Raw genomic sequence first — 25,518 nt, 5'->3', positions numbered from 1 at the left:
CGCAGCAAGACCACCGGCCGAGGGGCGCTGCGCGCCTCCCCCGTCACGCCGCACCTGCCGGTGCCGGCACCAGTACACCGTTGTGCAAGTGCAGAGTCCGCGGGCACAACTCACCCAGGCCGGCGAAATCGTGCGAGATGACCACCACCGTCAGACCACTCTCCCGCCGCAGATCCTCCAGCAGTCGCAACAAGCCGTCCCGACTGGCGGCGTCGAGGCCCGCCAGCGGCTCGTCGAGGATCAACGCCCGCGGCGAACGGGCCAGCAGGCCGGCCAGCACCAGCCTGCGCATCTGGCCACCGCTGAGCTGGTCGATGCGCCGTCCAGCCAGCGCCTCGTCCAGGCCGACGGCGGCCAGGGCGGCGCTGACCTTGGCGTGGTCACGCGGCGAAAAGCCCGCAGCCGAAGCCACTTCCCGACCAACATGGCTGCGCATCAGCTGCAGTCGCGCCGCCTGGAACGACAGCGCGACAGCCCCCACCTGCTGGTCGGCGGGCCGGCCCCCGAGCAGGCAACGGCCGGTGGTCGGCGTCGTCAGGCCGGCCATGATCCAGGCCAAGGTGGACTTGCCCGAACCATTGCCGCCATGGATCAACAAGCCGTCGCCGTCGTCGACGCTGAAGCTGATGTCCCGCAGTGCGGTCTTGGCCCACGGCGTACCGCTGGCGTATTCGTGCCCCACGCCGGACAACTCGAGCACGGGCATGCGGTCGTGCCCCGGTGCGCCGCCGCCGGACGCGGCGGGGACCTCGGCGGTCTCCACCATGGCGGTGTTGTCGCGGGACCCCGACAGGTCGATGGTCCGGTCAGCGCTGCCGGCCTCGTCGTTGTAGTGGGTGATGTGCACCAAGGAGGTGCAGCGACGGTCAGAGCGCCCGGCCAGCTTCGACAACAGCCCCAACAGCGCCTCGCGGCCTTGCGGGTCGACCATGCTGGTGACCTCGTCGGCGATCAACAGTGCGGGTTCGCGCGCCAGCGCCGCCGCCACCGCCAGCCGCTGCAGCTCCCCGCCGGACAGGCCGCCGGTGTCGCGCTCGGCGAAGCCCGCCAGGCCGACCTCGCCGAGCAGCCGCTCGACGTCGGTGCTGGTCCCCGGCGGCAGGCCCCACACCACATCGTCGGCGACCCGGGTGCCCAGCACCTGGCTCTCCGGATGCTGCATGACCACCGCGGTGCCCCCGGGCGCACCAAGGCCCACCGCGCCGGGGCGCTCAACGGTGCCCGCGGTGGGGGCCCGCCCGGCCAGCAGCAGCATCAAGGTGGTCTTGCCCGACCCGTTGGCGCCGGTGATCGCGACGTGCTCACCGGCGACCACCTCCAGGCTCACCGGCCCGAGTGCGTCATGGTCGGACTGCGGATAACGGAACCGCACCTGATCCAGCCGGACGGGGACCGGCGCTACTGGGCCGCTCTCGGCCAGCAGGTCCAGTTTGTGTACATCGGGCACCCCGCGGAGCCGGTGCAGCACTCGCGACAACGCCCACCACCCGAGCAACGAGACGATCATGACGCCGATAGTCATCTGGGCCAGGATGAGCCACTGCCAGTAGTGCAGCAGCACGCCGAGAAATCCGTTCAGATCCTGGGCGGCTCGCTGGAATTCCGGCAGCGGGATTCGCGCCATAGCGGCCGCAACCCCGTGCACATTGGCGGTGATCGCGTCGAAGATCAGGTGACGCAGCCGGGACAACACGGTCAGCGCCAGCACCATAACGGTGCCGAAGATGGCACCGGCCAGCGCGGAGGCCACGACAACGGTGGGCAGGCCGCGGCGATGGCGCTTGATGACGCCGGTCAAGCCGCCGATGTAGGCGCTGTTGACCACAGTCATGAAGCCGCCCATACCGGCGATCAGAAACGCGATGGTCGCGGCGGCGACGGTGGCGGCGATCAATACGCGAATGCGGTAGCGGTAGGCCAACAGTCCCATCGGCACCGTGCCGAGCAGCGCCAAACCAGCGGCGAAGGGCACCACAACCGCGATGATCGCCGTCGCCGCGCACAGCGCCGCCATCACAGCGGCCTGCGCAATCTCGAAGGGCTGCATCGACCGCGCCCGGACTCGGTTTAGGCCCTGGCCGGTCTTCGTCACCCGTCGATTCTGCCAGTCGCTCGGACTGCCCCACGCTGAGCGGACCGAGCTGGTCCACTTTCGTGCACGCATGTGAAATACTCGCCCGATGGTAGCCCCCGCCCAAGCCAGCCTTGGAGCCGATTTGCTCAGCATTGTCTCGCGGCTCAACCGGCTCGCTACCCAACGAGTTGCGTTGCCCATTCCAGGGGCACAGGCACGACTGCTGTCCACTATCGAGGACCTGGACGTGGCCCGGATCTCCGACCTGGCGGCGGTGGACCATTGCTCCCAGCCGACAATGACCACCCAGGTGCGCCGACTCGAGGACGCCGGCCTGACCACCCGCACTCCTGACCCGCTCGACGCCCGAGCCGTGTTGATCCGGATCACCGACAAGGGTGTCGAGACCATGGCGCGGGTACGCCAGGACCGGGCGGCGGCGCTGGACCCCGAATTGGACCGGCTTTCCGCCGAAGACCGCCGGACGCTTGCCGACGCGGTCGAGGTGCTGCACCGGTTCCTGGCCGAGGCCGGCCCGACCCGACCGGTCCGCTAGCGCAATCGGGCGCTATCGGGCCGCGCCGATCGCAAGCGCGGCGAAGCCGCGCGCCGCGGGTCGGCGCCATCGGGCCGCGCCGATCGCAAGCGCGGCGAAGCCGCGCGCCGCGGGTCGGCGCCATCGGGCCGCGCCGATCGATCTAGCAGCCGCAATTCAGCTGAGAAGTTTCCAGCTTGGGCGCCTTTTCGAATATGCTCGACAGCGGCATCGGCCCGAAGCGATCCTAGGCCCCCTGCGGCACCTCGCGGCTCGCCCATTGGGCTGCCGGTCTTCGGGGGAAGGACATCGTGGCGGACAGATTGGCGCTGGTCACCTCAATCGCCGCCCAACTGATGGCCACCACACCATCGACAGCTGCCGCGGTCAGCGAACGTGTGCTGCAGACGTTGGTGGAGCAACTCAACGTCGACGCCGGATTCCTGCGCCACAACGACCATGAGATCCGGGCCTCCAAGCTGGTGGCCGAATGGCCGCCGCGCACCGACGCCCCGGAGCCCGACCCGTTGGCGGTCGTATCCTTCACCACCGCTGATCCGGTCTTCACCACCTGTGCGCACGGCAAGCGGGTGGCGGTCATCCGGCCGGACCCGAACGAGTCCGGCTATGTGCGCCAGATGGCAAAGGACCACGCCATCGAATCACTGTCGGTGGCCACCGCACCGTTGATCTCCGGACCGGTGACCATCGGCATGCTCGGCCTGGTCAAGTTCCGCCGACCCAAGTGGCGGCCCGAAGAACTCAACACAATAGAGGCGATCGCGTCGCTGTTCGCGCAGTTGCAGGCCCGTGTCGCGGCCGAGGAGCGACTGCGCTACCTGGCAGATCATGACGACCTGACCGGCCTGCACAACCGCCGCGCGCTGGTCGCCCACCTGTCCGAACGCCTCGTCGCCGGCAACCCCGGCCCGGTCGGCGTCTTCTACATCGACCTCGACCGGCTCAAGCCGATCAACGACTACCTTGGTCACGCCGCCGGCGACTGGTTCATCCAGGACTTCGCCCGGCGGCTACGCACCTATGCCGGGAACCGGACCATGGCAGCACGGATCGGCGGGGACGAATTCGTCGTCATCCCGGACTGGCCGATGTCGATGGCCAGCGCCGAGACGTTCGCCGACCGGCTGCAAGGCGCATTGCGCGAGCGGGTGGAGATCCAGGGCCACACGGTCAACAGCACGGTCAGTGTGGGCGTGACGGTGGGCCTGCCCGGGGAAGACACCAGCGCTGGTCTGCTGCACCGCGCCGACGAGGCCGTCCTGGCCGCGAAACGCGGCGGCGGCAACCAGACCGTCAGCTCCACCGACGACATGTCGCTGAAGAGCTTGTTCCGCAAGGACATCGAACTGCACATGCAGGGCAAGATCGACGACGAGTCGTTGCTGTTGTACTACCAGCCCGAGGTCGATCTGTGGAGCGGCGCCATCGTCGCGGTGGAGGCGCTGGTCCGCTGGCGCCATCCCACCCGCGGGCTGCTGTTGCCGAGTTCGTTCATCAGCATCGCCGAATCCGCCAACCTGGCCGATGATCTGGGCCGATGGGTGATGCGCACCGCGTGCGCCGAATTCAGCCAATGGCAGACCAACGGCGTGCGGACCAACGCCACCCTGCGCATCAACGTCTCGCCGGTCCAGTTGGCGGCCCGCGGTTTCGTCCAGAACGTGGTGGAAACCATCAACGAATTCGGCCTCCGTCCCGGCTCGCTGTGCCTGGAGATCACCGAGCGCGCGGTGGTGCAGAACATCGAGAACACCCGTCGTACGCTGGCGGAACTGCGTGAAGCCGGGGTGCAGATCGCCATCGACGACTTCGGCACCGGTTACGCCGTCCTGTCACACCTGAAGGATCTGCCGGTCGACACCCTGAAGATCGATACCGTGTTCGTGCGCGAATTGGGCGTCAATCCGGGCGATCTCGCGATCGTGCGAGCGATCATCGCCCTGGCCGAGGCATTCGGCCTGCAGGTGGTCGCCGAGGGTGTGGAAACGTCCGCGGCCGCACTCACCTTGATGCGGCACGGTTGTCACCGCGCGCAGGGATTCCTGTTCTCCCGCCCGGTGCCGGGGCCCGCCGCCGAAGCGATGCTGGCGTCACGCTGGATGGCGATGCCTTTCCTGGCCGACAGCCAGGCTTTGGTGATCTGACAAGAACATCGCCCGGTAGAAAGTGGCACGCAACCGCACCCCCGTCTGCCTGCCGGCGAGCGCTGCAGTCGGTGCGGTGCACCAACGCGGCTCGGCGTGCGGCGACACACGGCGATGCGGACCCCTCAAGGTGCCCCGGGCGAAGCTTCGGGAGGAACTCGCCGGCCTCGGCGCACGCCGCAGCGCGCCCGAGCCGTACAAACCAGTTCCTCGCATAAGCGGAGATAGTACATACCTTTTGGATGGTGTTCAATCCATACAAGACTGTGCGTCACATCACGTCGGCTGCCTATGTATCGTGCGCGCCGCGGTCACAACCGACAGCGGCGAACCCTGCCCACGCCGTCCGCGGCGCCCGTCATAATCAGACACATGGAGCGACGGCGGAACGCGCAAACCCCTCTGGCACCGATGGACACACTGCGGCAGCTGCCGGCCCTGGTCGCGCTCGAGCGGATCCCCGTTCCGGTGCTCGCGATCGCCGACGACGGCACCATCTTGTTCGCCAACAGCGGGTTCGCCGCCATGCTGGGCTACACCCAAGAAGAGGTGCTGGCTCTGGAGTTTCGGCAGATCTTCGGCCAGGTTCCGCCGGCTGAGGAATCGGCCCTGTCGGTGATGCATTCGCTGGCGAATCTGGTTGTCTCCCTGGAGCATCGGGACGGCTCGACGGTACGCGCCCTGATGAGCAAGTCAGCGCTCGAACGTGCCGACGACCGGGTTGCGCTCGCCACGTTCCAAGACCTCACCGAGCAACTCTGGTTGGAAGAGCGCTAGCGCCGTCAGCGCTCGGCGGCCGCCGCGCCGCCACTGCCGTTCTGATAGCGCAGCGCGTCGCGCGCCAGGAACTGCCGGAAATACGGCAGTGAGTCGGCCACCACGATCGCCGGCAACAGCGTCTCCCACATCCGGGTCACCCGGCCGATGCTGTCACCGGCGTAGTGCGTCAGCAGCCACGTGCCGAGCATCGCCGAGGTGATCGACTCGGCAACTTGGCGGGCATCGAGTTCCTCGCACAGGTCACCCTCGGCGATCGCGCGCGCGGTCTGGGCAGTGACCGCGTCCGCCCATTCGCCGCCGACCTCAGCCCCCAATTCGTTGGATTCGGCCAATGCGAAGACCAGATGACCCGCGGCCCGCGCCTCCTTGTCGACGGACAACAACTCCGTGACGGCGAACATGCCGTGGATCATCCCCTCCAGCGCGGGCGAGGACGGCTGGCACATGCTCCGGAACGTGGTCAACACCGTGGCGAAGCCGCCCTCGATGATGGCGGTCACCAACGAATCCATCGAGTCGAAGTGGTGGTACAGCGCTCCCTTGGTCACCCCGGCCCGCTCGATGATCGCGGTTCGCCCGGCAGCGACGTAGCCGGCCTCGCCGAAGACGTCGATGGCCGCATCGAGGAGCTTGCGCCGGGTCGCCTCGGACCGGACCTGACGCGCCATCAGCCGGCCTCCCCTTCGGGCACCGCCGACTTCGCCGCCGCAGTGGTCTTGACCGCCAACGCGGTGCGGCGACGAACGAACTGAACGAAATAGTCGATACGATCGGCAGGCACCACACTGGGCAGCACAACCGACCAGACCCGCTCCAACTCACGCAAGAACTGTTCGGGCTCATCAAGATTGCCGGCCTGTCGCAAACCCAGGTACAGCGCCACCATCATCCGGGCCACATCGTGCGGATCGCGGTCCAGGACGTCGCCTTCGGTGATCGCCCGCTCGGTCACCACGCTCAACGCCTGAATCGCATTGTTGAGCACGGTGGCCTGCAGCCCCTCGGCACCGCCGACCACCGGGAGCAGATGCAGCATTGCTCGGGCACTGTCACTGGTGAGGTCTTCGACTGCCATGAGGTAGCCCACGTCAAGCAGCGTTTCCAAGCCGGAAAGCTTGCGGTCCACCAACGCCCGGATCGCTGTGCCCGTCTTGGCGAGTTGTTCGTCGATGACAGCCAAGGCCAGAGCGTGCTTAGAGCGGAAATGGAAATACATCGCGCCCTTGGTCAATTCCGCTTCAGCCAGAATGTCGTCGAGGCCGACGTCGTGAAAGGGCCGCTGGGCGAACTGATGCGCAGCGGCACGGATGATCTGCTGGCGCGTCGCATCGGCGCGCCGGTCGGTCGACTCAGCCAACGCGCGATCTCAGCCTCGTCGCTGACCAGCAGTCGTACCACACCCGGGTTACGCTATCAGTCGAATGACGAAGTTGACTCATTTCTATACTTGAAATCGTCATTCACCTCTGATGACATTCTGAAAACGCCAATTACGTGGTGCCAGATTGTATTCGGTCTGCTTGAGACTGTCGCGCCGGCGATCACCGTTGTCCGGCTAGTCGGCGGGTATCGCGAAGGCGACGAACTGGGTTACCTCGCGCGGCGAGAAGTTGTCGTCACTGACCAGCACCACCGTCTGCCTGCCATCGGGCAGACGCGGGCCCAGCGTCAGCCCCTCGATGTTGTCCAGCGGGTCCAGACCGGGTGTGGTGGACAGGTCGGCCACCAAAGTCTTAGTCATCGGCGTCACGGCTGAACCCGCAAGCGCCGGCATATCGAGCACATCGGTGGCACCGGCGATATCGGCGCGAAACAGTCGCACCGTAGGGCGGTCACTGAACGCCCGCTCGATCACCAGGAACGCGGTGTCCGACAGGGCCACCAGATCGGTGAGGCCGTTGGTTTTGGCCGGTACAGGCGCAGGCTCCAGCGGGTAGGCGTATTGGGCGACCGGAGCGCCGGAGCCGGTGCCAGCGTCGAGTCGGTAGGCGGTGATGCGAGTCAGCGCGCCGTGGTCGCGATCCGGCAGCGGGCCGTCGTCGTACCCCGGGCCCTCCATTGCGGCGAACAGCATTCGTCCGTCGGCGGTCACCGTCAGACCCTCGAGGGTGGTGTTGCGGCGCGGCCCGGTGGATTGCGCCGACATCGCCAGCTGCGGCGGCATGGTGAACCGGCCGAGGTAGCTGCCGTCCAGGCCGGCGGTACGCACCCACGGGTCGGCCAACACCGCGCCGCGTGGGCCGTCGGTGCGCCGCTCCCCCTCTGAGGACCAATACAACCGCTGCCGACCGGCATCGAACGCGATGCCTTCGGGGTCGGGCGGTATGACCGGCGGCGTCGCGTCGAACGCCTGGGGCGCAAACGGGTGCCCGTCAGAGTCCAACAGTGGATTCATGGCGGTGATCGCCACCCCGTCGATGCCGCGGTCGGACACCGAGAGCCGCACCGTGTAGAAACGGGCCGGCCCGTTGGCCGAGCGGTCGTCGCTGATCACGTAGTAGCAGTCGCGCCCGGGATCGTAGCTGATCCCGGACAGGCCGCCCACGACCGTTCCGGCGAACCTGCTGTTCGGCGCCAGTAGAGCCTGGCCGAGATACTGCAGTCCGGCTGTGGCCGTGGGGGTCTCGCACGGCGCGCAACCCGCAAGCGCAGCGCCGCCGGTCAGCAGCACACCGCACAACGCCGGCAACCGGCTCCGCCCACGCACATCCGTAATCTAAACCCGGTTTACCGGTGGCCCCGCCTGGATACGGTGCATGAGGTGACCACTTCCGATTCCCTGCGCGACACCTTGGACGGCCGCTGGCGGACGGTGAAAAACCAAGTCCGGACCACTCTGCGCGATGAGAAGTTTCGTCCGCACTACACACCGAACACAGCGATCGCCCGCGCCAAGGTCGCCGAACAACTCCGGATCATGGCCGGCTCTGGCGTGGCGGCGGACAGTTTCCGCAAGGAACACGGCGGCACCGGCGACGTCGGCGCGGCGATCACCATGATCGAGATGTTGGCCATGTCGGATCTGTCGCTGATGGTCAAGGCCGGGGTCCAATGGGGGCTGTTCGGGGGCGCCGTGGAGAACCTGGGCACCGAACGCCACCACCGCGCCTACGTCGAGAAGATCATCGACCTCGACCTGCTCGGGTGTTTTGCGATGACCGAGACCGGCCACGGCAGCGACGTGCAGTCGCTGGAGACCACCGCCACCTACGACCCGGCAGCCCAGGAATTCGTGATCGACTCCGCGACGGGATCGGCACGCAAGGACTACATCGGTGGGGCCGCCGAAACCGCCACCGTTGCGGCAGTTTTCGCCCAGCTCATCACCGATGGCGAAAACCACGGTGTGCATTGTTTCCTGGTGCCGATCCGCAACGAGGAGGGCAACGATCTGCCCGGCGTGACCACCTCCGACTGCCACTACAAGGGCGGTCTTCCCGGCGTGGACAACGGACGCATTGTCTTCGATCACGTCCGGGTGCCCCGGGAGAACCTGCTGAATCGCTATGCCGATGTGGAGGCCGACGGCAGCTACCGGTCGTCGATCGAGAGCGATGGCCGGCGGTTCTTCACCATGATCGGCACCCTGATCCGGGGCCGGGTCTCGGTGGGCGGAAGCGCGGGTGCAGCCGCCCGGGTCGCCCTGGATATCGCTACCCGATATGCGTTGCAGCGCAGGCAGTTCAGCGCCCCGAGCGACGACGGGGCGAAAAACGAGGTGCTGATCATGGATTACCTGGTCCACCAGCGTCGCCTCTTCCCGCTGATTGCCCGCTCCTATGCACTGCAGTTCGCCCAGAACGAGCTGGTGGGCCGCTGCCATGATCTACAGACCACCGACGAGCCCGACGCCGAAGAGCAGCGCGAACTGGAGGCACGAGCAGCCGGGCTCAAGGCGGCCAACACCTGGCACGCATCCCGGGCCATCCAAGAGGCGCGCGAGGCCTGCGGCGGCGCCGGCTACATGGCCGAGAACCGGCTGATCGCATTGCGCGCCGACATCGATGTGTTCACCACCTTCGAGGGCGACAACCACGTCCTGACGCAACTGGTGGCCAAGCAGCTGCTGACCACCTACGCCGATGACATCGCCGACATGAGCCCGGTCGGATGGGTGCGTTTCGCGGCCGAGACTGTCGGGGATCGGGTGCTCAAACGCACTGCGGCCGAAACGATCATCCAGACCATCGTGGACGCCAGACAGGACAGCGAGGAGGAGGGCAGCCTGTTCAATCGCGGCACCCAGGTGCACATGTTCGAAGACCGCGAGGAATACCTGCTGACCTCGGTGGCACGGCGGCTGAGGGCCAAGTCCCAGGAGATGAGCGACTTCGACGCCTTCAACGCGGTCCAAGATCACATGCTGCATGCGGCCACCGCACACATCGACCGAGTCGTTCTGGAGGCGTTCGTCGCCGGAATCGAATCCTGCGCGGATCCCGACGCCCGTGAACTGCTCGAGCTGGTGTGCGACCTGTACGCGCTCAGCGTCATCGAGGACGACAAAGCTTGGTACATCGAGCACCGGTATCTGTCCACCGATCGAGCCAAGGCCGTCACCCGCGGCATCAATGACCGGTGCCGGAAATTGCGCCCGCACGCACAGACTCTGATCGACGGGTTCGGCATCCCCGAAGAATTGCGGTACGCCGAAATGCTGCATCCCGAACACTTGTCGGTACCGCCCGCCGGTGCGTCCACCGGGTAGCCCTGTTTATAGGCTGTCTGGACCCCTGACCGAACAAAGGAGTACCTCTCATGGCGTGGTTCCTCGCCCTGAATGCCACCCCCACCAAGGGCGTGCAAGCGCCCACCTACGAGCTGCACGAAACCGCTGATCTCGAGCGGATCACCGAGGAGATGGCCACCTTCGCGGCCACCGACCGGGCCGTGGCAGTTCCCGCCGTCTTCAACAACGGCCGCCAGCAGGTCACCGTGTACGTGCGTCCGGCTGCTTGGGGCGCGTGGGCGATCTACGAGCTCAGCGAAGAAGAGCGCCGCGAGATGATGGCCAACAACCCGCTGGTCAACGCGCTCGCCCAGGCCCGTGCGGCCAAGCAGCAGGGCGCACAGTCACAGCAGGTGCCGGGGATGTTCGCACCGCAGCAGCCGCCTTCGCAGGCTGGTCCTTCGGTGATTCCCCGGCTGGACTAACGCCGGTCTCAAACGTGGCTCCCCCGGGTGGACTCGAACCACCAACCCTCCGGTTAACAGCCGAATGCTCTGCCAATTGAGCTACAGGGGATTGCTGTCCTCGCGGACTTGCAAGACTCTAGCGCATACCGAAACCACCGCTGTGCAACGGGGGTCGCACCCGGCCCCCGTTGCACCGCGTGAGGCAGGATGGAAGCACTGCATCGACTGTTCTAAGGGGCCGCATTGATCGGGTATGTCGTGGTGATGGGGGTCGGCTATGTGATGGGCACCAAGGCCGGCCGCCGCCGCTACGAGCAGATTGTCGGCACCTATCACGCGGTGACGAGCAGCCCGGTCGCCAAGGCGCTGATCGACAAGGGACGGCGCACCATCGCCGACCGGATCCATCCCGACTCGGCGATGGTGACGCTGACCGAACTCGAGGACGGTACGTCGATCGTCACGCCGGTCGAGCCCGAAGACGACCGCTAGGGCACTGCGGCGGTCGTTTTGACCATGTGGGCCCCCACGTTGTCCCCCGCGCTTGCATGAAGGCGATTACCTCTCACGTCATGGTGAAGACCATCAGCCTGGGGAAGACTTGCCCGCATGACGACGACCCGAATGCCCGCCCCGGTCCCATTCGGCGCGCTGCTGCGGCATTGGCGCACGCATCGGCGGGTCAGTCAGCTCGACCTGTCCAACGAAGCCGCCATCTCCACCCGCCATCTCAGCTTCGTCGAGACGGGGCGTTCCCAACCGAGCCGGGACATGGTGCTTCGCATTGCCGAGCACCTCGACGTCCCGCTTAGAGACCGCAACCGGCTACTGCTGGCCGCCGGCTTCGCCCCGATCTATCCCGAACACAGTCTGACCGCACCGGAAATGGCCTCGGCCCGAGCAGCGATTCGCGAGGTGCTCGCCGCCCACGAGCCCTACCCGGCGCTGGCTGTGGACCGGACATGGAACGTGCTCGACGCCAACACCGCGATCGGCGTGCTCACCCAGGTCGTCTCCCCCGCCCTGCTGGCCGAGCGGCCGCTCAACGCACTGCGCCTGACCCTGCACCCCGAGGGCATGGCGCCGCACATCGGCAATCTCTCCCAGTGGCGCGCGTTCGTGCTGGGCGGCCTGCGCCGCAGTGCCATGGCGCGCGCCGACGACGAGATGCTCGCACTGCACGACGAGCTGGCCGCCTTCCCGCACGACGATCCCGGCGACCCGCCTACGTCAACCCCGCCGGGCACCGTCTACGTACCGCTGCGGCTGCGGGTCGGCGAGACTGACCTGTCCTTCCTCGCGATGATCGCGACGTTCGGCACCGCCGTCGACATCACCTTGTCCGAACTCGCCATCGAGTCGTTCTTGCCCGCCGACGCCGCCACGGCCGCCTACCTGGGCGCCCCGCGACCACTACCTGAGACGTAATCGACACGCCCGGCCTACTCGGTGATTGTGGAAGACGCCCAGGCCGGAACGGTCCGGCCAGTCACCTCAAGGAGGAACACCATGACAGCGTTCGAGGATTTGGCGCAGCGCTACATCGACGCATGGAACGAGAGCGACCCGACCGTCCGGCGCGCAGCCGTGGACGCACTGTTCTGCGCCGACGCCAGCTTCGTCGACCCACTGGCGGTGGCCGACGGCCCCGAGGCGATCAGCGCCACCATTGCTGCTGTACAAGGACAGTTCCCAGGCTTCGAGTTCCGCCTGGTCGGACCGGTCGACGCGCACCATGACCAGGCCCGGTTCCGCTGGGAGCTCGGCCCGGCCAACCAGGAGGCACCGATCGTCGGGTTCGACGTGGTCCTTACCGACGGCGCTGGCCGCATCCAGAAGGTACTCGGATTCTTCGACAAGGTCCCCGCCGCCGCCTAGCCCGTCGCCCGAGCGTGCCGACGGCCGGTCACTCGCGGCCGGCTCCGCACGCCCGGCCGGGCTTGCGATCAGGCGGTGCCGATCACGCCTGACCCGCTGCACCCGACCTCCGGCCGGGCTTGCGATCAGGCGGTGCCGATCACGCCTGACCCGCTACACCCGACCTCCGGCCGGGCTTGCGATCAGGCGGTCAGATCATCGCCGCTGGCCTGCTCCAGCAGACTGCGCCGGTAGGCCTCCATGGCCACCAGATCGCCGAAGAGCGCGTGGTATTCGTCGCTGTGCTCCACCGGTGACATGCGCTGCAGCTTGGACTTGACCTCGGCGATCTGTCGGCCCACCCACACCTCTTGCAGCCGGGCCAGCACGCCGCCGATGTACCGCGGCAGCTTGTCCTCGTCGACGCGGATGGCCTCCACGCTCAGCTCGTGGATCAGCGCGGTGGTCAGCGACGAGGGCGTCTGCTCACGCACCGTTTCGATCCACTGTGCGCCACCGGTGCCGGCCACCCCGGCGGTCCCCCCTGCCGCGTCGATCGCCGAACGCACCGCGGCATAACCGGGGTGGGTGAAACTCTCCACCGTCAAGGTGTCGAACACCGGTCCGGCCAAGGCCGGGTACTGCAGAGCCGCTTTGAGCGCCTCACGCTGCGGCCACAACGTCGGATCGGTCGGGTTCGGTCGGGCGACCGCCGGCTGTTCGGCGGGGCCGGCGGCCGCGCGAGACGCCTGACGGTCCCGGGCCTGCCCGCTGTCCTTGGCATCGCCCTTGGCCTCGTTCTTGGCCCGGGCACGCACCCGGCCGATCACCTGCGCGACGTCGTCCCAGCCCACCCAGCCGGCCAGCTGCCGCGCGTATTCATCGCGCAGTGTCGGGTCCTTGATCGCAGCGACCATCGGCACGCAGCGGCGCAGCGCAGCGACCCGGCCCTCGGCCGTCTCCAAGTCCATCTCAGTGAGGGCGGTGCGCACCGCAAACTCGAACAGCGGAGTGCGGCGCGCCACCAGGTCGCGTAGCGCCTCGTCGCCGTGTGCCAGGCGCAGATCACAGGGATCCATACCGTCGGCCGCGACCGCGACGAATGACTGTCCGGCCAGCTGCTGCTCACCCTCGAGCGCCTTGACCGCGGCCGCACGGCCCGCCGCATCGCCGTCGAAGACGTAGATCAGTTCACCCCGAAAGAACTTGTCGTCCATCATCAGTCGGCGCAGCATCGCGAGGTGCTCATCGCCGAAGGCGGTACCGCACGAGGCGACCGCGGTGGTGACGCCTGCCAGATGCATCGCCATCACGTCGGTGTAGCCCTCGACGACGATCGCCTGGTGTCCGCGGGCGATGTCTCGTTTGGCCAGGTCCAGGCCGAACAGCACGTTGGACTTCTTGTAGAGCGTGGTTTCGGGGGTGTTGACGTACTTGGCCTCCATCGGGTCGTCGTCGAACAGCCGGCGGGCACCGAACCCGATCACCTCCCCCGCCGACGAACGGATCGGCCACAGCAACCGGCGATGGAATCGGTCCATCGGACCACGGCGCCCTTCTCGGGACAGGCCCGCGGCCTCCAGCTCCTTGAACTCGAAGCCCTTGCGCAGCAGATGCTTGGTCAGGCCGTCCCACCCGGACGGGGCGAAGCCGCACCCGAACCGCTCGGCTGCAGCGGCGTCAAAGTTTCGCTCGGTGAGATATTTCCGCGCCGGCGCGGCCTCGGGGGTACTCAGCGCCGCAGCGTAGAACTCGGCGGCCGCCGCGTTGGCGGCGATCAGCCGGCTGCGCCCGCCGCGCTCGCGCTGGATGTTGGTCGCCGACGCGCCGGTGTAGGTGATGGTGTGCCCGACCCGGTCGGCCAGCAGCTCCACCGCCTCGACGAAGCTGGCGTGCTCGATCTTCTGCACGAAGGCGTAGACGTCGCCGCCTTCCCCACAACCGAAGCAGTGGAACAGGCCATGGTTGGGCCGGACATGGAAGGAAGGCGACTTCTCGTTGTGAAACGGGCACAGGCCCTTCAGCGAGTCCGCGCCGGCACGCCTGAGCTGCACATAGTCACCGACCACGTCCTCGATCCGGACACGTTCGCGGATGGCGGCGATGTCGCGATCGGAGATACGGCCTGGCACTGGGTCAGTCTAGAGCGCGCCGTCGGGCACCGCGGCGATCGCGAGCACGGCGGAGCCGGGCGAAGCGGGTCGCCGCCATTTGCACCGCGGCGATCGCGAGCACGGCGGAGCCGGGCGAAGCGGGTCGCCGCCATTTGCACCGCGGCGATCGCGAGCACGGCGGAGCCGGGCGAAGCGGGTCGCCGCCTTCTGCCTAGCCCATGATGTCGAGACTGCCCATGCTTTAATGACGGGTCAACTGCTGCGTCAGGGGCGTGAATGAACTCGAAACGGGTCTGGTTGCTGACCCTTGTCGCCGTTGCCGTGCTCGGCGCGGCCGCGGTGACGACCTGGCTGGTGTTGCCCGACCGGTCGCGTAGTGCGGCCGGCGTCACCGGCGAGACGGTCAAGCAGGTGCTGCTCAACGGCACCGAGCTGACCGCGATGCTGGATCAGCCTTTCACGACTGTCACCGGCCCGCCGTCCTACGGCGGCTTGGAAGCGATGGACGACTCAGCAACCCCCGGCGACTGCGTCGGTGTCCTCGACGTCGCGCAGCGCAGCGTGTACGCATCCGCCCCGGTCCAGAGCTACGCGCGTGAGACCTGGATCGATCCGGAGCCCGCCCGCGACGGCTTCAAGCCACTCGACACCCGGGTGATGTTCGTCAAGGAGGCCGTGGTCGCCCTGCCCACCGCCGCAGATGCCCGGCAGCTGTTCGAGAAGTTCGCCGAGCAGTGGAAGCACTGCGACGGGCAACCGGTCAACGCAGCCGACCCGGATACTGCCGGATCGCCGCACCTTCCCGGCACCGAAATGCACATCACCGACGTGCGGGTCACCGACGACGTCCTGGCCGCATCGATCGTGCTCGACAAGAGTCCCAAGGCGCCGGACACCCGTGCCATCGGGCTGCAGGACAACTGCATCGTCGGAGTCCTGATCGCCTTCACCGGAACCGAGAACGCCAGTGGTTCCGGTGACCCGCAGACCAGCAGCACCGATGTTGTGCGGGCGATGATGGACAAGGTCGCCAAGCTCGGCTGAGTTCGCCCGCGGTGCCGCTATGGCACTAGCCCGCGACGAGGCGTTCCAGCCGTCCCTCGGTGCACGACGCTATCTGGTCGACGATCACCCGCAGCCGTGCATTGTCGTCAGCGGCGGCGTTAAACGCTGGAACGAAGATCGGATCCAGGCTCTCCGGTGCCGTGGCGAGCAGCCGCTGTGCGACCTCGTGCACCTGCTCACGCTGGGCGGCCTGAATCCTGCGATGTTGGTCCGACGATATGATGAACTGCACCGCAAGGGTTTTCAGCACGGCCACTTCGGCCCGCACCAGTTCAGGCACTTCGAGGTCCGCCTGGTAGCGGGTCAGCGGCCCGGGGCCGGCGGCATCGTGAGTGGCGGTGATCGCCGCGGAGGCGAAGCGCCCAACCAGTTCGCTGGTCAACCGTTTCAGTGCCACCGACGCCGACAGAGTCGCGTCGAAATCACCCACCGCGGCCACCACCGGCAATTCGGTGAGCCGGCGAGCCGCCGCGGCCAGATCGTGCACCCCACGGGGGTCACCCAGACGCGTCAGCTCGGCCACGGTCGATGCGTCGGCGAGCACCCGCAGGTCGATCCGGCCGGAAATGACGCCATCTTCAACGTCATGCACTGAGTAGGCGACGTCGTCGGCCCAGTCCATGATCTGCGACTCCAGACAGACGCGTCCCTCCGGTGCGCCGCGGCGCATCCAGTCAGCGGCATCTCGGTCGTCGTCGTAAAAGCCGAACTTGGTCCGCACCGAGCCGTCTTCGGCGCGACGGCGCCACGGATATTTGGTGACCGCGTCCAGCGTCGCCCGGGTCAGATTCAGGCCCGCACTTGCACCGTCCGGACCCAGAACCTTGGGCTCCAAACTGGTCAGGATGCGGAAGTTCTGCGCGTTTCCCTCGAATCCGCCACAGCTCGAGGCGATTTCGTTGAGCGCCTGCTCACCGTTGTGCCCGTAAGGCGGGTGGCCGATGTCGTGAGCCAGCCCAGCCAGGTCCACCAGGTCAGGGTCGCAGCCCAATCCGATCGCCATCCCCCGCCCGATCTGCGCGACCTCCAGCGAGTGGGTCAGGCGGGTGCGCGGGGTGTCGCCGTCTCGGGGGCCGACGACCTGAGTCTTATCCGCCAGCCGGCGCAGCGCAGCGCAGTGCAGCACCCTGGCCCGGTCGCGGGCAAAGTCGGTGCGGTGCTGGCCGCCGGTTCCGGGCAGGCCGGCGGTTTTCGACGACTCCGCCACGATGCGTTCGCGGTCGTGCGCGTCGTAGCTGTCGCAGGAGTTAATGGCCACCGCCGCCAGTCTATTTTGACCCGACCCGAGACCACGACACGGCGGGCCGAAGTTCGACACCCGACCGCTGCGAAACCGGGCGGGCCGGCCGCAGAATTGGCGTCGATCACCCCCGGATCGCATATAGATTTACCGATATGCGCATCCCCCGCCTGGCCGGCGCCGCCCTGGCGTTTCTCATCGCAGTGCTGCTGGTAGCTCCCAGCGCCGTGGCGCAGCCTCCGATGCGTCTGCCCACTTTGATCACCGACAGCGCCGGGGCGCTCACACAATCCGAGCGCGCCGAGGTGCAGAACGCGATCGACAAGCTCTACGCCGACCGACACATCCGACTGTGGGTGGTCTACGTCGACGTGTTCTCCGGGCAGACCGCTGAGGACTGGGGACGCAGCACGGTGCGGCTCAGCGATCTCGGCAGCAACGACGCCCTGCTGGCCGTGGCCACCGCCGACCGCAGCTACGCCTTCCTGGTTTCCAACGGCATCTCCGAGATCAGCTCGAGCAAGGTCGACGCGTTGCGGCGCAACCAGATCGAACCTGCCCTGCACCGCAACGACTGGGCCGGCGCGGCCGCCGCGGCCGCCACCGGCCTCAACACCGCCGCCGCACCCACCGAGGTGAGCTGGACACCGATCCTGATCGCCCTGGCCGCGGTGGCGGCCGCCGGCCTGGTGTTGCTGCTGGTGGTCCGCCACCTGCGGCGTCGGCGCCGCGCCGCGGCACTGGCGGCGGCCCGGCGGGTGGATCCCACCGACCCCAACGCTTTGTCCGACGTGCCGGTGTTCGCGCTGGACGCCTTGTCGCGGGAGAAAGTCGTCGAGGTCGACAACGCGGTGCGCACCAGCGCCAACGAGCTGGAGCTGGCCGTCGAGGAGTTCGGCGACGAGCGCACCCGACCGTTCGCGCAGGCCGTCGCCTCGGCCAAGGCAGCCATGGAGCACGCCTTCACTGTGCGCCAGCAGCTCGACGATGACATCCCCGAGACGCCGGCCCAACAGCGCGACCTGCTGACCGGGGTGATCGTCACCGCCTCGAAGGCCGACCGCGAACTAGAGACCCAGCGCGCCGCGTTCGAGCAGTTGCGCGATCTGGTGCTCAACGCCGCCGACCGCCTCAACGCCCTGACCCAGCAACTGGTCGAGCTGACCGGCCGCATTCCGGCGTCCGAGCAGCACCTCGTCCAATTGCACACCGAATTCGACGCCACCGCGCTCAGTTCGGTGTCCGGCAACGTCAAGACCGCACAGGACCGGGCCGCCTTCGCCGAACGCAACATCACCCGGGCGCGCAGCCTGGCCGACCACCCGGTGACTGGCGGACAGAGCGACCTGGTGGACGCGGTGCGCGCCGCCGAGTCGGGCCTGGGCCAGGGCCGTGCCCTGCTCGACGCAGTAGACAACGCCGCAAGCGACATCCGCCACGCTGTCGCCACGCTGCCAGCGAGCATCGCCGACGCCGAGGCCAGCATCGCCCAAGCCACCGCCCAGCTGCAGCGCGGAGTGGGCACGCACAAGTCCGAGCTGACCGCCGCCCGTGACACCGTGGTCAAGGCCATCGCCACGGCCCGCACCTCCGGAGATCCCCTGGGGGCCTTCACCGCGCTGATCAAGGCCGACGCCGACCTGGACCAGCTGCTGGACACCGTGGCCGAGGAACGCGCGGCCGCTGAGCGGTTGACCCGCACACTCGAGCAGGCCCTGTTCACAGCGTCGTCACGCATTCGCGCGGTGTCCGAATACATCGACACCCGTCGCGGCAGCGTCGGCCCGGAAGCGCGCACCAGGCTGGCCGAGGCACGGCGCCGCCTCGAGGCCGCCAACGACAAACGCGCCGCCGACGTCGCCGGAGCCATCACCCAGGCCAACGCCGCGGCCACCCTGGCCGCCGCGGCGCAGTCGCTGGCCAAGGCCGACGTACAGGATGCGCAGCGGGCCTACTACGGCCGCTACGGCAACGACCCCGGCGGTGGCCGCAACGACACCGGCGCCATGCTGGGCGGCATCATCATCGGCAACATCCTCTCCGGTGGTGGCGGCGGCTTCAGCGGAGGCGGCGGCTTCGGCGGTGGCGGCGGAGGAGGTTGGAGTCCGACCTCGTTCGGCGGCTCGTCTTCGGGCGGGGGCTTCTTCGGCGGCGGCGGCCGCTTCTAGCCTCATGTTCGGACCTGTCGACGTCGCGTTGGCGGCGGCCCCGGTGGCATGCGGGTATGCCCTGTGGGTCCGCCGCCACACCTGGGGTTCGCGCTGGGACACCAACCCGTCGCGCATCTTGGTCCTCATCGGTTGCGCGGGACTGCTCATGTCCCCGTTGGGGCCGACGCATTTCGACCCGCTGGTCCACCGTGTGTCCGGGTTGTGGAACGTCGCAGGCCTGCTCGCCGTGCTCTGCATGTTCGCCGCGGTCGCGGCCATGTTCGAGCACCTGGCGGCGAGGTTGACCGACGAGGACCAGGCCCGTTTGCTGGGGCGTCGCCACGTCACGACGCCGCTGAAACTCGGTCTGCCGCTGATGGTCGTCGTGTTCTGTGTCGCCGATCGGGGGCACCCCGAGTACCTGGATGTCTTCGCTCCCGGCGGCCCGTGGTTCGCGGCGTACTGGGCGCTGGTCGCCGCGCTCGCGCTGTATCTGTTCGGGTTCACCGGCCGGATACTGCTGGCCCTGCGCAGCGATCCGCGCTCGAAGACTGCCGCGCAGTACTACCTGGTGTGGGTCGTCTTCAAAGTCGCAGCGATCATCGCGCAGCTGACCAGCGTGCTTATCGGCAGTGCGGTCACGCTGCCCACCTGGATCTGCGCCAGCGTGAGCACCGCCGCGTTCATCTACGCCTCCGTGCTGTCCTGGCGCGCCCGAATCGACTGGTTCAAGCCCGTCCGGCCACCTACCCCCGAAATCGCCGGGGACTGAACTCGATCAGCACATGCACCGGTCGCCGGATCTTGGCGGCTGCCGGTGTGGCTCACCCACACGGTTCGGTACCGCAACGGACACCACAGCGAAAGTGCCCGCACGCCAAGGCGTGCGGGCACTTCTACACCACTACGTGTCAGGGTGTGGCGGTTGCTCCGGTAGCACCTTGCTGGCCGTCCGGTCCGGCCGTACCGGCCGTACCGTTGGTCGCCGTGCTGTTGCCGGTCGCCGTCGCGGTGCCGCCGGCGCCGGCAGCGCCGCCCTGTCCGCCGGCCCCGCCGGCCGCGCCGCCGGTACCACCGGTCCCACCGTTGCCACCAGCCCCGCCGTCGCCGCCGTCACCGGCGGTCGAGACGCCGCCCGAACCGTGGGTGGTGGAGTCGCCGCCGGTACCACCGGCGCCACCCTTGCCGCCGGTGCCTCCGGAAGTGCCTGCTGCACCCGTGGCACCCTCGGCGCCGACACCACCGCTACCACCGTCACCGGCGGTCGCGGTGCCCCCGGCGCCGTTGGCCCGGGCGTCGCCACCGGCGCCACCGTCACCGCCGGTGCCGGCGATGAGGCCCTGCCCGCCGGTCCCACCGGTACCACCGTCACCGCCGTTGGCGATGCCCTGGGAGCCGTTGGACGTGGCCTCGCCACCGGCACCACCGACGCCACCGGTGCCGCCGTGCCCGTTTTCGGCGACACCACCCGTGCCACCCTTGCCGCCGTTGCCGCCGGTTGAGTCACCGCTGAAGCCGTTGGAGGTACCTTCACCGCCGGCACCGCCCGCACCGCCGGCACCGCCTTCGCCCCCGTTGCCGATGGGTGCGGCCGAGTTGCCGCCCGTACCACCGACACCACCGTTGCCGCCGATGACCGTTCCGCTGGCCCCGTTGGCAGTCGCCGCACCGCCAGCACCACCGACGCCACCCGCTCCACCGTTGCCGAAGACCGAAGCGATGGCGTCGCCCCCGATACCGCCGGCGCCACCGTTGGAGCCGGCCGCCGTGCCGTCGACGCCATTGGCCGTCGCCTGGTATCCGGCGCCACCGGCACCTCCGACTCCGCCGTCGCCCATGACCGTGCCGCCGGTGCCACCGGCACCGCCGATACCACCGTCCACGCCGGCCACGGTCGAGTCCCAGCCGTCGCCGCCCGCGCCGCCGTTACCGAAGAATCCAGCGGCACCACCGTCACCACCGGCCACGCCCTGCACAGTGGAGTCCCAGCCGTCGCCGCCGTCGCCGAACCACAACCCGCCCGCGCCGCCGTCGGGGTCGGTCTCGGTGCCGTCGACCCCGTTGCAGATCAGGCCGCAGGCACCATTAAGGCTGTCCTCGCCGTTCATCTGCACATAGGCAAGATTGATGGCGTCGTTGATCTGCTGGCCCAAGTCACTGGTGATCCAAGCCTCCATGGCGGTATGCCACGGCGCGTACATCCACTGCTCGATCACACTCGCGGGGTCGAGAGCGGGATTCGCCAGCAACAGCTGGTCCCAGAACGGCGAATCGCCGAAGACGCCGTCGACCCCAGAGGTGTCGGCAGCCACGCCCGCGACATCGCTGGGTTCGAACAGGTCCAACAGCCAATCGAACCCGTCGGCATGCGCCTGCGGCGCCGGGGCCGACGGAGCCATCCCGAACGCCAAAAATGCCGCCGCCGCGCTCCCCACCCCGATCAGTCGGCTGCGGCGGCACCCCTTGGCGCCAAGTGAATGATGATGTTCCGTGGTGCGTTCACTGATAGTCATCTACCTACCTCCCAGGTGTGGACTAACCCTTGACTTTCAGAAAGCCGTTACGGGATACAGACTTCCATAAGTTAATGCGCGCTGTGACAGCACATCAACCCGAGGCACCGGACTCTCAGGGAGGCGCTGAACCCCGACACCTTCGGGGCAAACCAATGGCAGGCCCGGACCGAACAGGGTTACGTCAGGCCACCGGTGGCGTCTCGCCGCGGGCGTCCCTCGCCCAGCAACTGTTCAGGGGGCAGTGATCAGCAGCCCTTGAGGCGCACGGCCAGGTAGTCGGAGACCGCGTCGATGGCCACTCGCTCCTGAGACATCGTGTCGCGCTCACGCACGGTGACGGCATGGTCTTCGAGCGAGTCGAAGTCGACCGTGATGCAGAACGGGGTGCCGATCTCATCCTGGCGCCGGTAGCGCCGGCCGACTGCCCCGGCGTCGTCGAACTCCACGTTCCAGGACTTGCGCAGCTCGGCCGCCAGGTCCCGGGCCTTCGGCGAGAGGTCGGCGTTGCGGCTCAGCGGCAGCACCGCGGCCTTAACCGGCGCCAGCCGCGGGTCCAGCCGCAGCACGGTGCGCTTGTCCACCCCGCCCTTGGCGTTGGGGGCCTCATCCTCGTGGTACGAGTCGACCAGAAAGGCCATCAGCGAGCGGGTCAGGCCGGCGGCCGGTTCGATCACGTACGGCACGTAGCGGGTGTCGGATGCCTGGTCGTAGAACGACAGGTCCACACCGGAATGCTCCGAGTGCGTGGTCAGATCGAAGTTGGTGCGGTTGGCGATGCCTTCCAGCTCACCCCACGGGTTCCCGGCGAAACCGAACTTGTACTCGATGTCGGTGGTGCCGGCGGAGTAGTGCGACAGCTTCTCGAGCGGGTGTTCATAGAGGCGCAGGTTCTCGCGCTTGATACCCAGGTCGATGTACCACTGCAGGCGCGCGTCGATCCAGTACTGGTGCCACTCCTTGGCCGTGGACGGCTCGACGAAGAACTCCATCTCCATCTGCTCGAACTCACGGGTCCGGAAGATGAAGTTGCCGGGGGTGATCTCGTTGCGGAAGCTCTTGCCGATCTGTCCGATTCCGAACGGCGGCTTGCGCCGAGCCGTGGTCACCACGTTGGCAAAGTTGACGAAGATGCCCTGTGCCGTTTCGGGCCGCAGGTAGTGCAGCCCCTCTTCGGACTCGATCGGACCCAGGTAGGTCTTGAGCATCATGTTGAAGTCACGAGGCTCGGTCCACTCGCCCTTGGTACCGCAGTCCGGGCAGGCGATCTCGCTCATCGGCACGTCATCGGGGTTGCCCCCCTTCTTCAGTGCCACCGCTTCCTGCATGTGGTCCTGTCGGTGGCGCTTGTGGCAGTTGAGGCACTCCACCAGCGGGTCGTTGAACACCGCGACGTGACCGGAGGCCACCCACACCTGGCGCGGCAAGATGATCGCACTGTCCAAGCCGACGACGTCGTCGCGGGACGTCACGACGGAGCGCCACCACTGGCGCTTGATGTTCTCCTTGAGCTCCACCCCGAGTGGCCCGTAGTCCCACGCCGACTTTGTGCCGCCGTAGATTTCGCCCGACTGGAAGACCAGGCCACGTCGCTTGGCCAGGTTGGCAACGGTGTCGATGATGGACGCCACGAGGGGGTGCACTCCTGTCTTGACGGGACCGCGCCGGCAACGCCGACACGCAAAACATCAGTCATCGTATCGATACCGCCCACGTTCTTTGACATGCGTCATCACGCATGGAACAGTGGAGGCCAGCTGAAAACGATTTCCAAAACGTGCGGAGGTGGTGCTGTGCCCTCCTCAGCGTCTGGTCTGGTGGCCGACGGCCACCAACACACCGGTCCTGCCTTCCCCGCGACACCACCGCGGGAGATCCTCGACGCCGCCGGGGAATTGCTGCGCGCGCTGGCCGCTCCGGTGCGCATCGCGATCGTGCTGCAGCTGCAGGAGTCGCAGCGCTGCGTGCACGAACTCGTCGACGCGCTGGGCGTGCCGCAGCCGCTGGTCAGTCAGCATCTGAAGATCCTCAAGGCCGCCGGGGTGGTCGCCGGGGAACGCTCCGGCCGCGAAGTGCTCTACCGACTGGCCGATCATCACTTGGCGCACATCGCCATTGACGCAGTGGCCCATGCCGGTGAGGACCGTTGACCGCCCCCGGCGTGCGCTCCACCCGGCAGCGGGCGGCGATCTCTGCGTTGCTGGAGACCGTCGAGGACTTCCGGTCGGCCCAGGAGCTGCACGACGCCCTGCGTGAGCGCGGCGAGAACATCGGACTGACCACCGTCTATCGCACCTTGCAGGCAATGGCCACGGCCGGCCAGGTCGACACGCTACGATCCGACACCGGCGAAGCGGTGTACCGGCGCTGTTCGGAGCATCACCACCACCACCTGGTTTGTCGCGACTGCGGGGCCACCGTCGAGGTGGGCGACCGCGAAGTCGAAGAGTGGGCGGCCCGGATCGCCGCCGAGCACGACTACTCCGACGTCGGGCACACGATCGAGATCTTCGGCACCTGCGCCGATTGCCGGAAGTGATCCCGCGACGCCTCAGGCGTTGAGTGCGTCCCGAATGTCGACGCCTTTGGCCAGCACCAACAGGACCAGCGTGCGCAGCGCGTCGTCGGTCAGGCCCGATCCGGGAAAGTTGTAGCGCAGCATCACATCTGCGGACTCGGCATCCTTCTCGACCAGGGTGACGGTCCCGAGCTGACTCAGCGCCGCCTGCTCGGCGGCGCGCTTACGCAGCTTCTTGGTCAGCGGCAGATCCCACCCCAAGATCTGGGTGAGCGACACCAACTCGAGGTCTTGCGCGATCGGCACCACCCGCAACGACGCCAGTGTGCCGTCATGGCGGACGGTCAGCGCACCGTCGGGCTCGGCATCAACGGCCAGCACCTCGGTGAGCACCGTGGCGAGGCGGTCGGCCAGGGCCGTCATCACGCCGTTCCGAACCTGCGCTGCCGCGAGGCGTACTGCTCGCAGGCCTCCCACAGGTCGCGGCGGTCGTAGTCCGGCCACAGCTTCTCTTGGAAGATGTACTCGGCGTAGGCCGCCTGCCACAGCATGAAGTTCGACGACCGCTGTTCGCCGGAGGTGCGGATCAGCAGGTCTACGTCGGGCATGTCAGGCCGGTGCAGATGCCGCGCAATGGTGGCCTCGTTGATCCGGCTCGGGTTCAGCTTCCCCGCCACCGCTTCTTCAGCGATGGCCTGGGCGGCTTCGGCAATCTCGGTGCGTCCACCGTAGTTGACGCAGTAGTTGATGGTGATGACGTCGTTGCCGACGGTCATGGCTTCGGCGATCTCGAATTCTTTGATCACGCTGCGCCACATCTTCGGCCGCGAGCCCACCCAGCGCATCCGCACGCCCATCGCGTTGAGGTTCTCCCGGCGCCGGCGCACCACTTCGCGGTTGAAGCCCATCAGGAAGCGGACCTCTTCAGCGGAGCGCTTCCAGTTCTCGGTCGAGAACGCGTACACGGTCAGCCATTTGATGCCGAGTTCGATGGCACCGCAAGTGATGTCGATGAGCACCGCCTCGCCCATCTTGTGCCCCTCGGTGCGACCCAACCCGCGCTGGGTCGCCCAACGGCCGTTGCCGTCCATGACGACGGCAACGTGGTTAGGCAATGCATCGGCGGGGATTTGTGGGGCGACAGCCTTGGAGGTGTGCTGCGGGGGCCGACACGGCCCTCCGCCCGGCGGCGACGGCAGCTGCGGAAACACCACCGGCCAGGTGGACTTGTCCGGGAACACCGGATAGTCGTCGGGTGCCGCGGCCAGTTGTGGGAAGGCAGCCTTCCGATTGGCCCGATTCAACACCATGCGCCCTATCCTGCCCGACCGTGCCGGCGCCGCCCGCGGCGACCATGCGGTCGCCGCGGCG

At 67.8% G+C, this 25,518-nt stretch carries 23 protein-coding genes and 1 tRNA gene; 13 read left to right on the top strand and 11 right to left on the bottom strand.

What is annotated here, in order from left to right; genetic code table 11:
- Window positions 1-43 precede the first annotated feature (43 nt).
- Complete coding sequence (locus MJO54_RS08825) at window positions 44-2,047, bottom strand: ATP-binding cassette domain-containing protein (RefSeq protein WP_065153568.1); 2,004 nt, start codon at window positions 2,045-2,047, stop codon at window positions 44-46.
- A gap of 133 nt (window positions 2,048-2,180) precedes the next feature.
- On the opposite strand from MJO54_RS08825, the gene MJO54_RS08820 reads away from it, so the two are divergent.
- From MJO54_RS08820 to MJO54_RS08810, 3 genes are all read left to right on the top strand, one after another.
- Window positions 2,181-2,630: a MarR family winged helix-turn-helix transcriptional regulator gene (locus MJO54_RS08820; protein WP_240175804.1), complete on the top strand. Its 450-nt coding sequence runs from the start codon at window positions 2,181-2,183 to the stop codon at window positions 2,628-2,630.
- 335 nt (window positions 2,631-2,965) lie between these two features.
- A complete protein-coding gene (locus MJO54_RS08815) occupies window positions 2,966-4,774 on the top strand; it encodes a putative bifunctional diguanylate cyclase/phosphodiesterase (RefSeq protein WP_046282579.1) in 1,809 nt (602 codons plus the stop codon).
- A 411-nt stretch (window positions 4,775-5,185) separates the two neighbouring features.
- Window positions 5,186-5,551 carry a PAS domain-containing protein gene (locus MJO54_RS08810; RefSeq protein ID WP_024440654.1) on the top strand — a complete coding sequence of 122 codons (366 nt, stop codon included), beginning with the start codon at window positions 5,186-5,188 and terminating at the stop codon, window positions 5,549-5,551.
- A 5-nt stretch (window positions 5,552-5,556) separates the two neighbouring features.
- On the opposite strand, the gene MJO54_RS08805 is transcribed toward MJO54_RS08810, so the two are convergent.
- From MJO54_RS08805 to MJO54_RS08795, 3 genes are all read right to left on the bottom strand, one after another.
- On the bottom strand, window positions 5,557-6,222 hold the full coding sequence (locus MJO54_RS08805; protein ID WP_046282550.1) for a TetR family transcriptional regulator: 666 nt from the start codon (window positions 6,220-6,222) through the stop codon (window positions 5,557-5,559).
- Window positions 6,222-6,911 carry a TetR family transcriptional regulator gene (locus MJO54_RS08800; protein ID WP_046282551.1) on the bottom strand — a complete coding sequence of 230 codons (690 nt, stop codon included), beginning with the start codon at window positions 6,909-6,911 and terminating at the stop codon, window positions 6,222-6,224. Before MJO54_RS08800 ends, MJO54_RS08805 begins: the two co-directional genes overlap by 1 nt.
- A gap of 198 nt (window positions 6,912-7,109) precedes the next feature.
- A complete protein-coding gene (locus MJO54_RS08795) occupies window positions 7,110-8,261 on the bottom strand; it encodes an esterase-like activity of phytase family protein (RefSeq protein ID WP_240175803.1) in 1,152 nt (383 codons plus the stop codon).
- A gap of 54 nt (window positions 8,262-8,315) precedes the next feature.
- On the opposite strand from MJO54_RS08795, the gene MJO54_RS08790 reads away from it, so the two are divergent.
- Together MJO54_RS08790 and MJO54_RS08785 are read left to right on the top strand one after the other, a co-directional pair.
- On the top strand, window positions 8,316-10,262 hold the full coding sequence (locus MJO54_RS08790) for an acyl-CoA dehydrogenase family protein (protein ID WP_434085435.1): 1,947 nt from the start codon (window positions 8,316-8,318) through the stop codon (window positions 10,260-10,262).
- A gap of 50 nt (window positions 10,263-10,312) precedes the next feature.
- Complete coding sequence (locus MJO54_RS08785; protein ID WP_046282553.1) at window positions 10,313-10,708, top strand: hypothetical protein; 396 nt, start codon at window positions 10,313-10,315, stop codon at window positions 10,706-10,708.
- A 15-nt stretch (window positions 10,709-10,723) separates the two neighbouring features.
- Here MJO54_RS08785 and MJO54_RS08780 read toward each other — a convergent pair.
- Window positions 10,724-10,799: transfer RNA gene (locus MJO54_RS08780), tRNA-Asn, on the bottom strand.
- A gap of 134 nt (window positions 10,800-10,933) precedes the next feature.
- Here MJO54_RS08780 and MJO54_RS08775 point away from each other — a divergent pair.
- The 3 genes from MJO54_RS08775 (at window position 10,934) to MJO54_RS08765 (ending at window position 12,568) form a co-directional block, all read left to right on the top strand.
- Window positions 10,934-11,182, top strand: a complete 249-nt coding sequence (locus MJO54_RS08775; RefSeq protein ID WP_046282554.1) for a hypothetical protein — start codon at window positions 10,934-10,936, stop codon at window positions 11,180-11,182.
- A gap of 117 nt (window positions 11,183-11,299) precedes the next feature.
- Window positions 11,300-12,118: a helix-turn-helix domain-containing protein gene (locus tag MJO54_RS08770; RefSeq protein ID WP_240175801.1), complete on the top strand. Its 819-nt coding sequence runs from the start codon at window positions 11,300-11,302 to the stop codon at window positions 12,116-12,118.
- Window positions 12,119-12,199: 81 nt separating this feature from the next.
- Entirely contained in the window at window positions 12,200-12,568 is a 369-nt protein-coding gene (locus MJO54_RS08765) for a nuclear transport factor 2 family protein (RefSeq protein WP_046282556.1), read from the top strand.
- 182 nt (window positions 12,569-12,750) lie between these two features.
- On the opposite strand, the gene dnaG is transcribed toward MJO54_RS08765, so the two are convergent.
- Complete coding sequence (dnaG, locus tag MJO54_RS08760; protein WP_240175800.1) at window positions 12,751-14,679, bottom strand: DNA primase; 1,929 nt, start codon at window positions 14,677-14,679, stop codon at window positions 12,751-12,753.
- A 258-nt stretch (window positions 14,680-14,937) separates the two neighbouring features.
- Here dnaG and MJO54_RS08755 point away from each other — a divergent pair, with 258 nt between their 5' ends.
- Window positions 14,938-15,705 carry a sensor domain-containing protein gene (locus tag MJO54_RS08755; RefSeq protein ID WP_082108015.1) on the top strand — a complete coding sequence of 256 codons (768 nt, stop codon included), beginning with the start codon at window positions 14,938-14,940 and terminating at the stop codon, window positions 15,703-15,705.
- 25 nt (window positions 15,706-15,730) lie between these two features.
- Here the strand turns inward: MJO54_RS08755 and MJO54_RS08750 are convergent, their stop codons facing one another.
- Window positions 15,731-16,984: a deoxyguanosinetriphosphate triphosphohydrolase gene (locus MJO54_RS08750; protein WP_064889165.1), complete on the bottom strand. Its 1,254-nt coding sequence runs from the start codon at window positions 16,982-16,984 to the stop codon at window positions 15,731-15,733.
- A gap of 137 nt (window positions 16,985-17,121) precedes the next feature.
- Here MJO54_RS08750 and MJO54_RS08745 point away from each other — a divergent pair, with 137 nt between their 5' ends.
- Both MJO54_RS08745 and MJO54_RS08740 read left to right on the top strand, forming a co-directional pair.
- Window positions 17,122-19,134, top strand: coding sequence for a TPM domain-containing protein (locus MJO54_RS08745; RefSeq protein ID WP_046282559.1), 2,013 nt, complete (start codon window positions 17,122-17,124; stop codon window positions 19,132-19,134).
- A 4-nt stretch (window positions 19,135-19,138) separates the two neighbouring features.
- Window positions 19,139-19,888, top strand: coding sequence for a hypothetical protein (locus MJO54_RS08740; RefSeq protein ID WP_240175799.1), 750 nt, complete (start codon window positions 19,139-19,141; stop codon window positions 19,886-19,888).
- A 139-nt stretch (window positions 19,889-20,027) separates the two neighbouring features.
- On the opposite strand, the gene MJO54_RS23625 is transcribed toward MJO54_RS08740, so the two are convergent.
- Together MJO54_RS23625 and MJO54_RS08730 are read right to left on the bottom strand one after the other, a co-directional pair.
- Window positions 20,028-21,629 (bottom strand): PGRS repeat-containing protein, encoded by a 1,602-nt coding sequence (locus MJO54_RS23625; protein WP_275564494.1) that lies wholly within the window; start codon window positions 21,627-21,629, stop codon window positions 20,028-20,030.
- 248 nt (window positions 21,630-21,877) lie between these two features.
- A complete protein-coding gene (locus MJO54_RS08730; protein ID WP_046283911.1) occupies window positions 21,878-23,260 on the bottom strand; it encodes a glycine--tRNA ligase in 1,383 nt (460 codons plus the stop codon).
- A 162-nt stretch (window positions 23,261-23,422) separates the two neighbouring features.
- On the opposite strand from MJO54_RS08730, the gene MJO54_RS08725 reads away from it, so the two are divergent.
- A complete protein-coding gene (locus MJO54_RS08725) occupies window positions 23,423-23,779 on the top strand; it encodes an ArsR/SmtB family transcription factor (protein WP_046283903.1) in 357 nt (118 codons plus the stop codon).
- Window positions 23,776-24,168, top strand: coding sequence for a Fur family transcriptional regulator (locus MJO54_RS08720; RefSeq protein ID WP_046283902.1), 393 nt, complete (start codon window positions 23,776-23,778; stop codon window positions 24,166-24,168). The genes MJO54_RS08725 and MJO54_RS08720 overlap by 4 nt, the downstream gene beginning before the upstream one ends.
- A 12-nt stretch (window positions 24,169-24,180) precedes the next feature.
- On the opposite strand, the gene MJO54_RS08715 is transcribed toward MJO54_RS08720, so the two are convergent.
- Both MJO54_RS08715 and MJO54_RS08710 read right to left on the bottom strand, forming a co-directional pair.
- Window positions 24,181-24,570: a hypothetical protein gene (locus MJO54_RS08715; protein WP_064889169.1), complete on the bottom strand. Its 390-nt coding sequence runs from the start codon at window positions 24,568-24,570 to the stop codon at window positions 24,181-24,183.
- A complete protein-coding gene (locus tag MJO54_RS08710) occupies window positions 24,570-25,457 on the bottom strand; it encodes a decaprenyl diphosphate synthase (RefSeq protein ID WP_046283900.1) in 888 nt (295 codons plus the stop codon). Before MJO54_RS08710 ends, MJO54_RS08715 begins: the two co-directional genes overlap by 1 nt.
- Window positions 25,458-25,518: the final 61 nt, after the last annotated feature.

This window comes from Mycolicibacter virginiensis, from assembly GCF_022374935.2.
GTDB classification, from domain to species: Bacteria; Actinomycetota; Actinomycetes; order Mycobacteriales; family Mycobacteriaceae; genus Mycobacterium; species Mycobacterium virginiense.
Note: the sequence above shows the minus strand (reverse complement) of the source record. Positions and strands in the feature narration are given on the sequence as shown.

What these genes read in the sequence shown, in the direction of transcription:
- MJO54_RS08825 (WP_065153568.1), bottom strand. Translation starts at nt 2,047, where the DNA reads ATGCAGCCCTTCGAGATTGCGCAGGCCGCTGTGATGGCGGCGCTGTGC.
- MJO54_RS08820 (WP_240175804.1), top strand. Translation starts at nt 2,181, where the DNA reads ATGGTAGCCCCCGCCCAAGCCAGCCTTGGAGCCGATTTGCTCAGCATT.
- MJO54_RS08815 (WP_046282579.1), top strand. Translation starts at nt 2,966, where the DNA reads ATGGCCACCACACCATCGACAGCTGCCGCGGTCAGCGAACGTGTGCTG.
- MJO54_RS08810 (WP_024440654.1), top strand. Translation starts at nt 5,186, where the DNA reads ATGGACACACTGCGGCAGCTGCCGGCCCTGGTCGCGCTCGAGCGGATC.
- MJO54_RS08805 (WP_046282550.1), bottom strand. Translation starts at nt 6,222, where the DNA reads ATGGCGCGTCAGGTCCGGTCCGAGGCGACCCGGCGCAAGCTCCTCGAT.
- MJO54_RS08785 (WP_046282553.1), top strand. Translation starts at nt 10,313, where the DNA reads ATGGCGTGGTTCCTCGCCCTGAATGCCACCCCCACCAAGGGCGTGCAA.
- MJO54_RS08770 (WP_240175801.1), top strand. Translation starts at nt 11,300, where the DNA reads ATGACGACGACCCGAATGCCCGCCCCGGTCCCATTCGGCGCGCTGCTG.
- MJO54_RS08765 (WP_046282556.1), top strand. Translation starts at nt 12,200, where the DNA reads ATGACAGCGTTCGAGGATTTGGCGCAGCGCTACATCGACGCATGGAAC.
- MJO54_RS08755 (WP_082108015.1), top strand. Translation starts at nt 14,938, where the DNA reads ATGAACTCGAAACGGGTCTGGTTGCTGACCCTTGTCGCCGTTGCCGTG.
- MJO54_RS08745 (WP_046282559.1), top strand. Translation starts at nt 17,122, where the DNA reads ATGCGCATCCCCCGCCTGGCCGGCGCCGCCCTGGCGTTTCTCATCGCA.
- MJO54_RS08740 (WP_240175799.1), top strand. Translation starts at nt 19,139, where the DNA reads ATGTTCGGACCTGTCGACGTCGCGTTGGCGGCGGCCCCGGTGGCATGC.
- MJO54_RS23625 (WP_275564494.1), bottom strand. Translation starts at nt 21,629, where the DNA reads ATGACTATCAGTGAACGCACCACGGAACATCATCATTCACTTGGCGCC.
- MJO54_RS08715 (WP_064889169.1), bottom strand. Translation starts at nt 24,570, where the DNA reads ATGACGGCCCTGGCCGACCGCCTCGCCACGGTGCTCACCGAGGTGCTG.
- MJO54_RS08710 (WP_046283900.1), bottom strand. Translation starts at nt 25,457, where the DNA reads ATGGTGTTGAATCGGGCCAATCGGAAGGCTGCCTTCCCACAACTGGCC.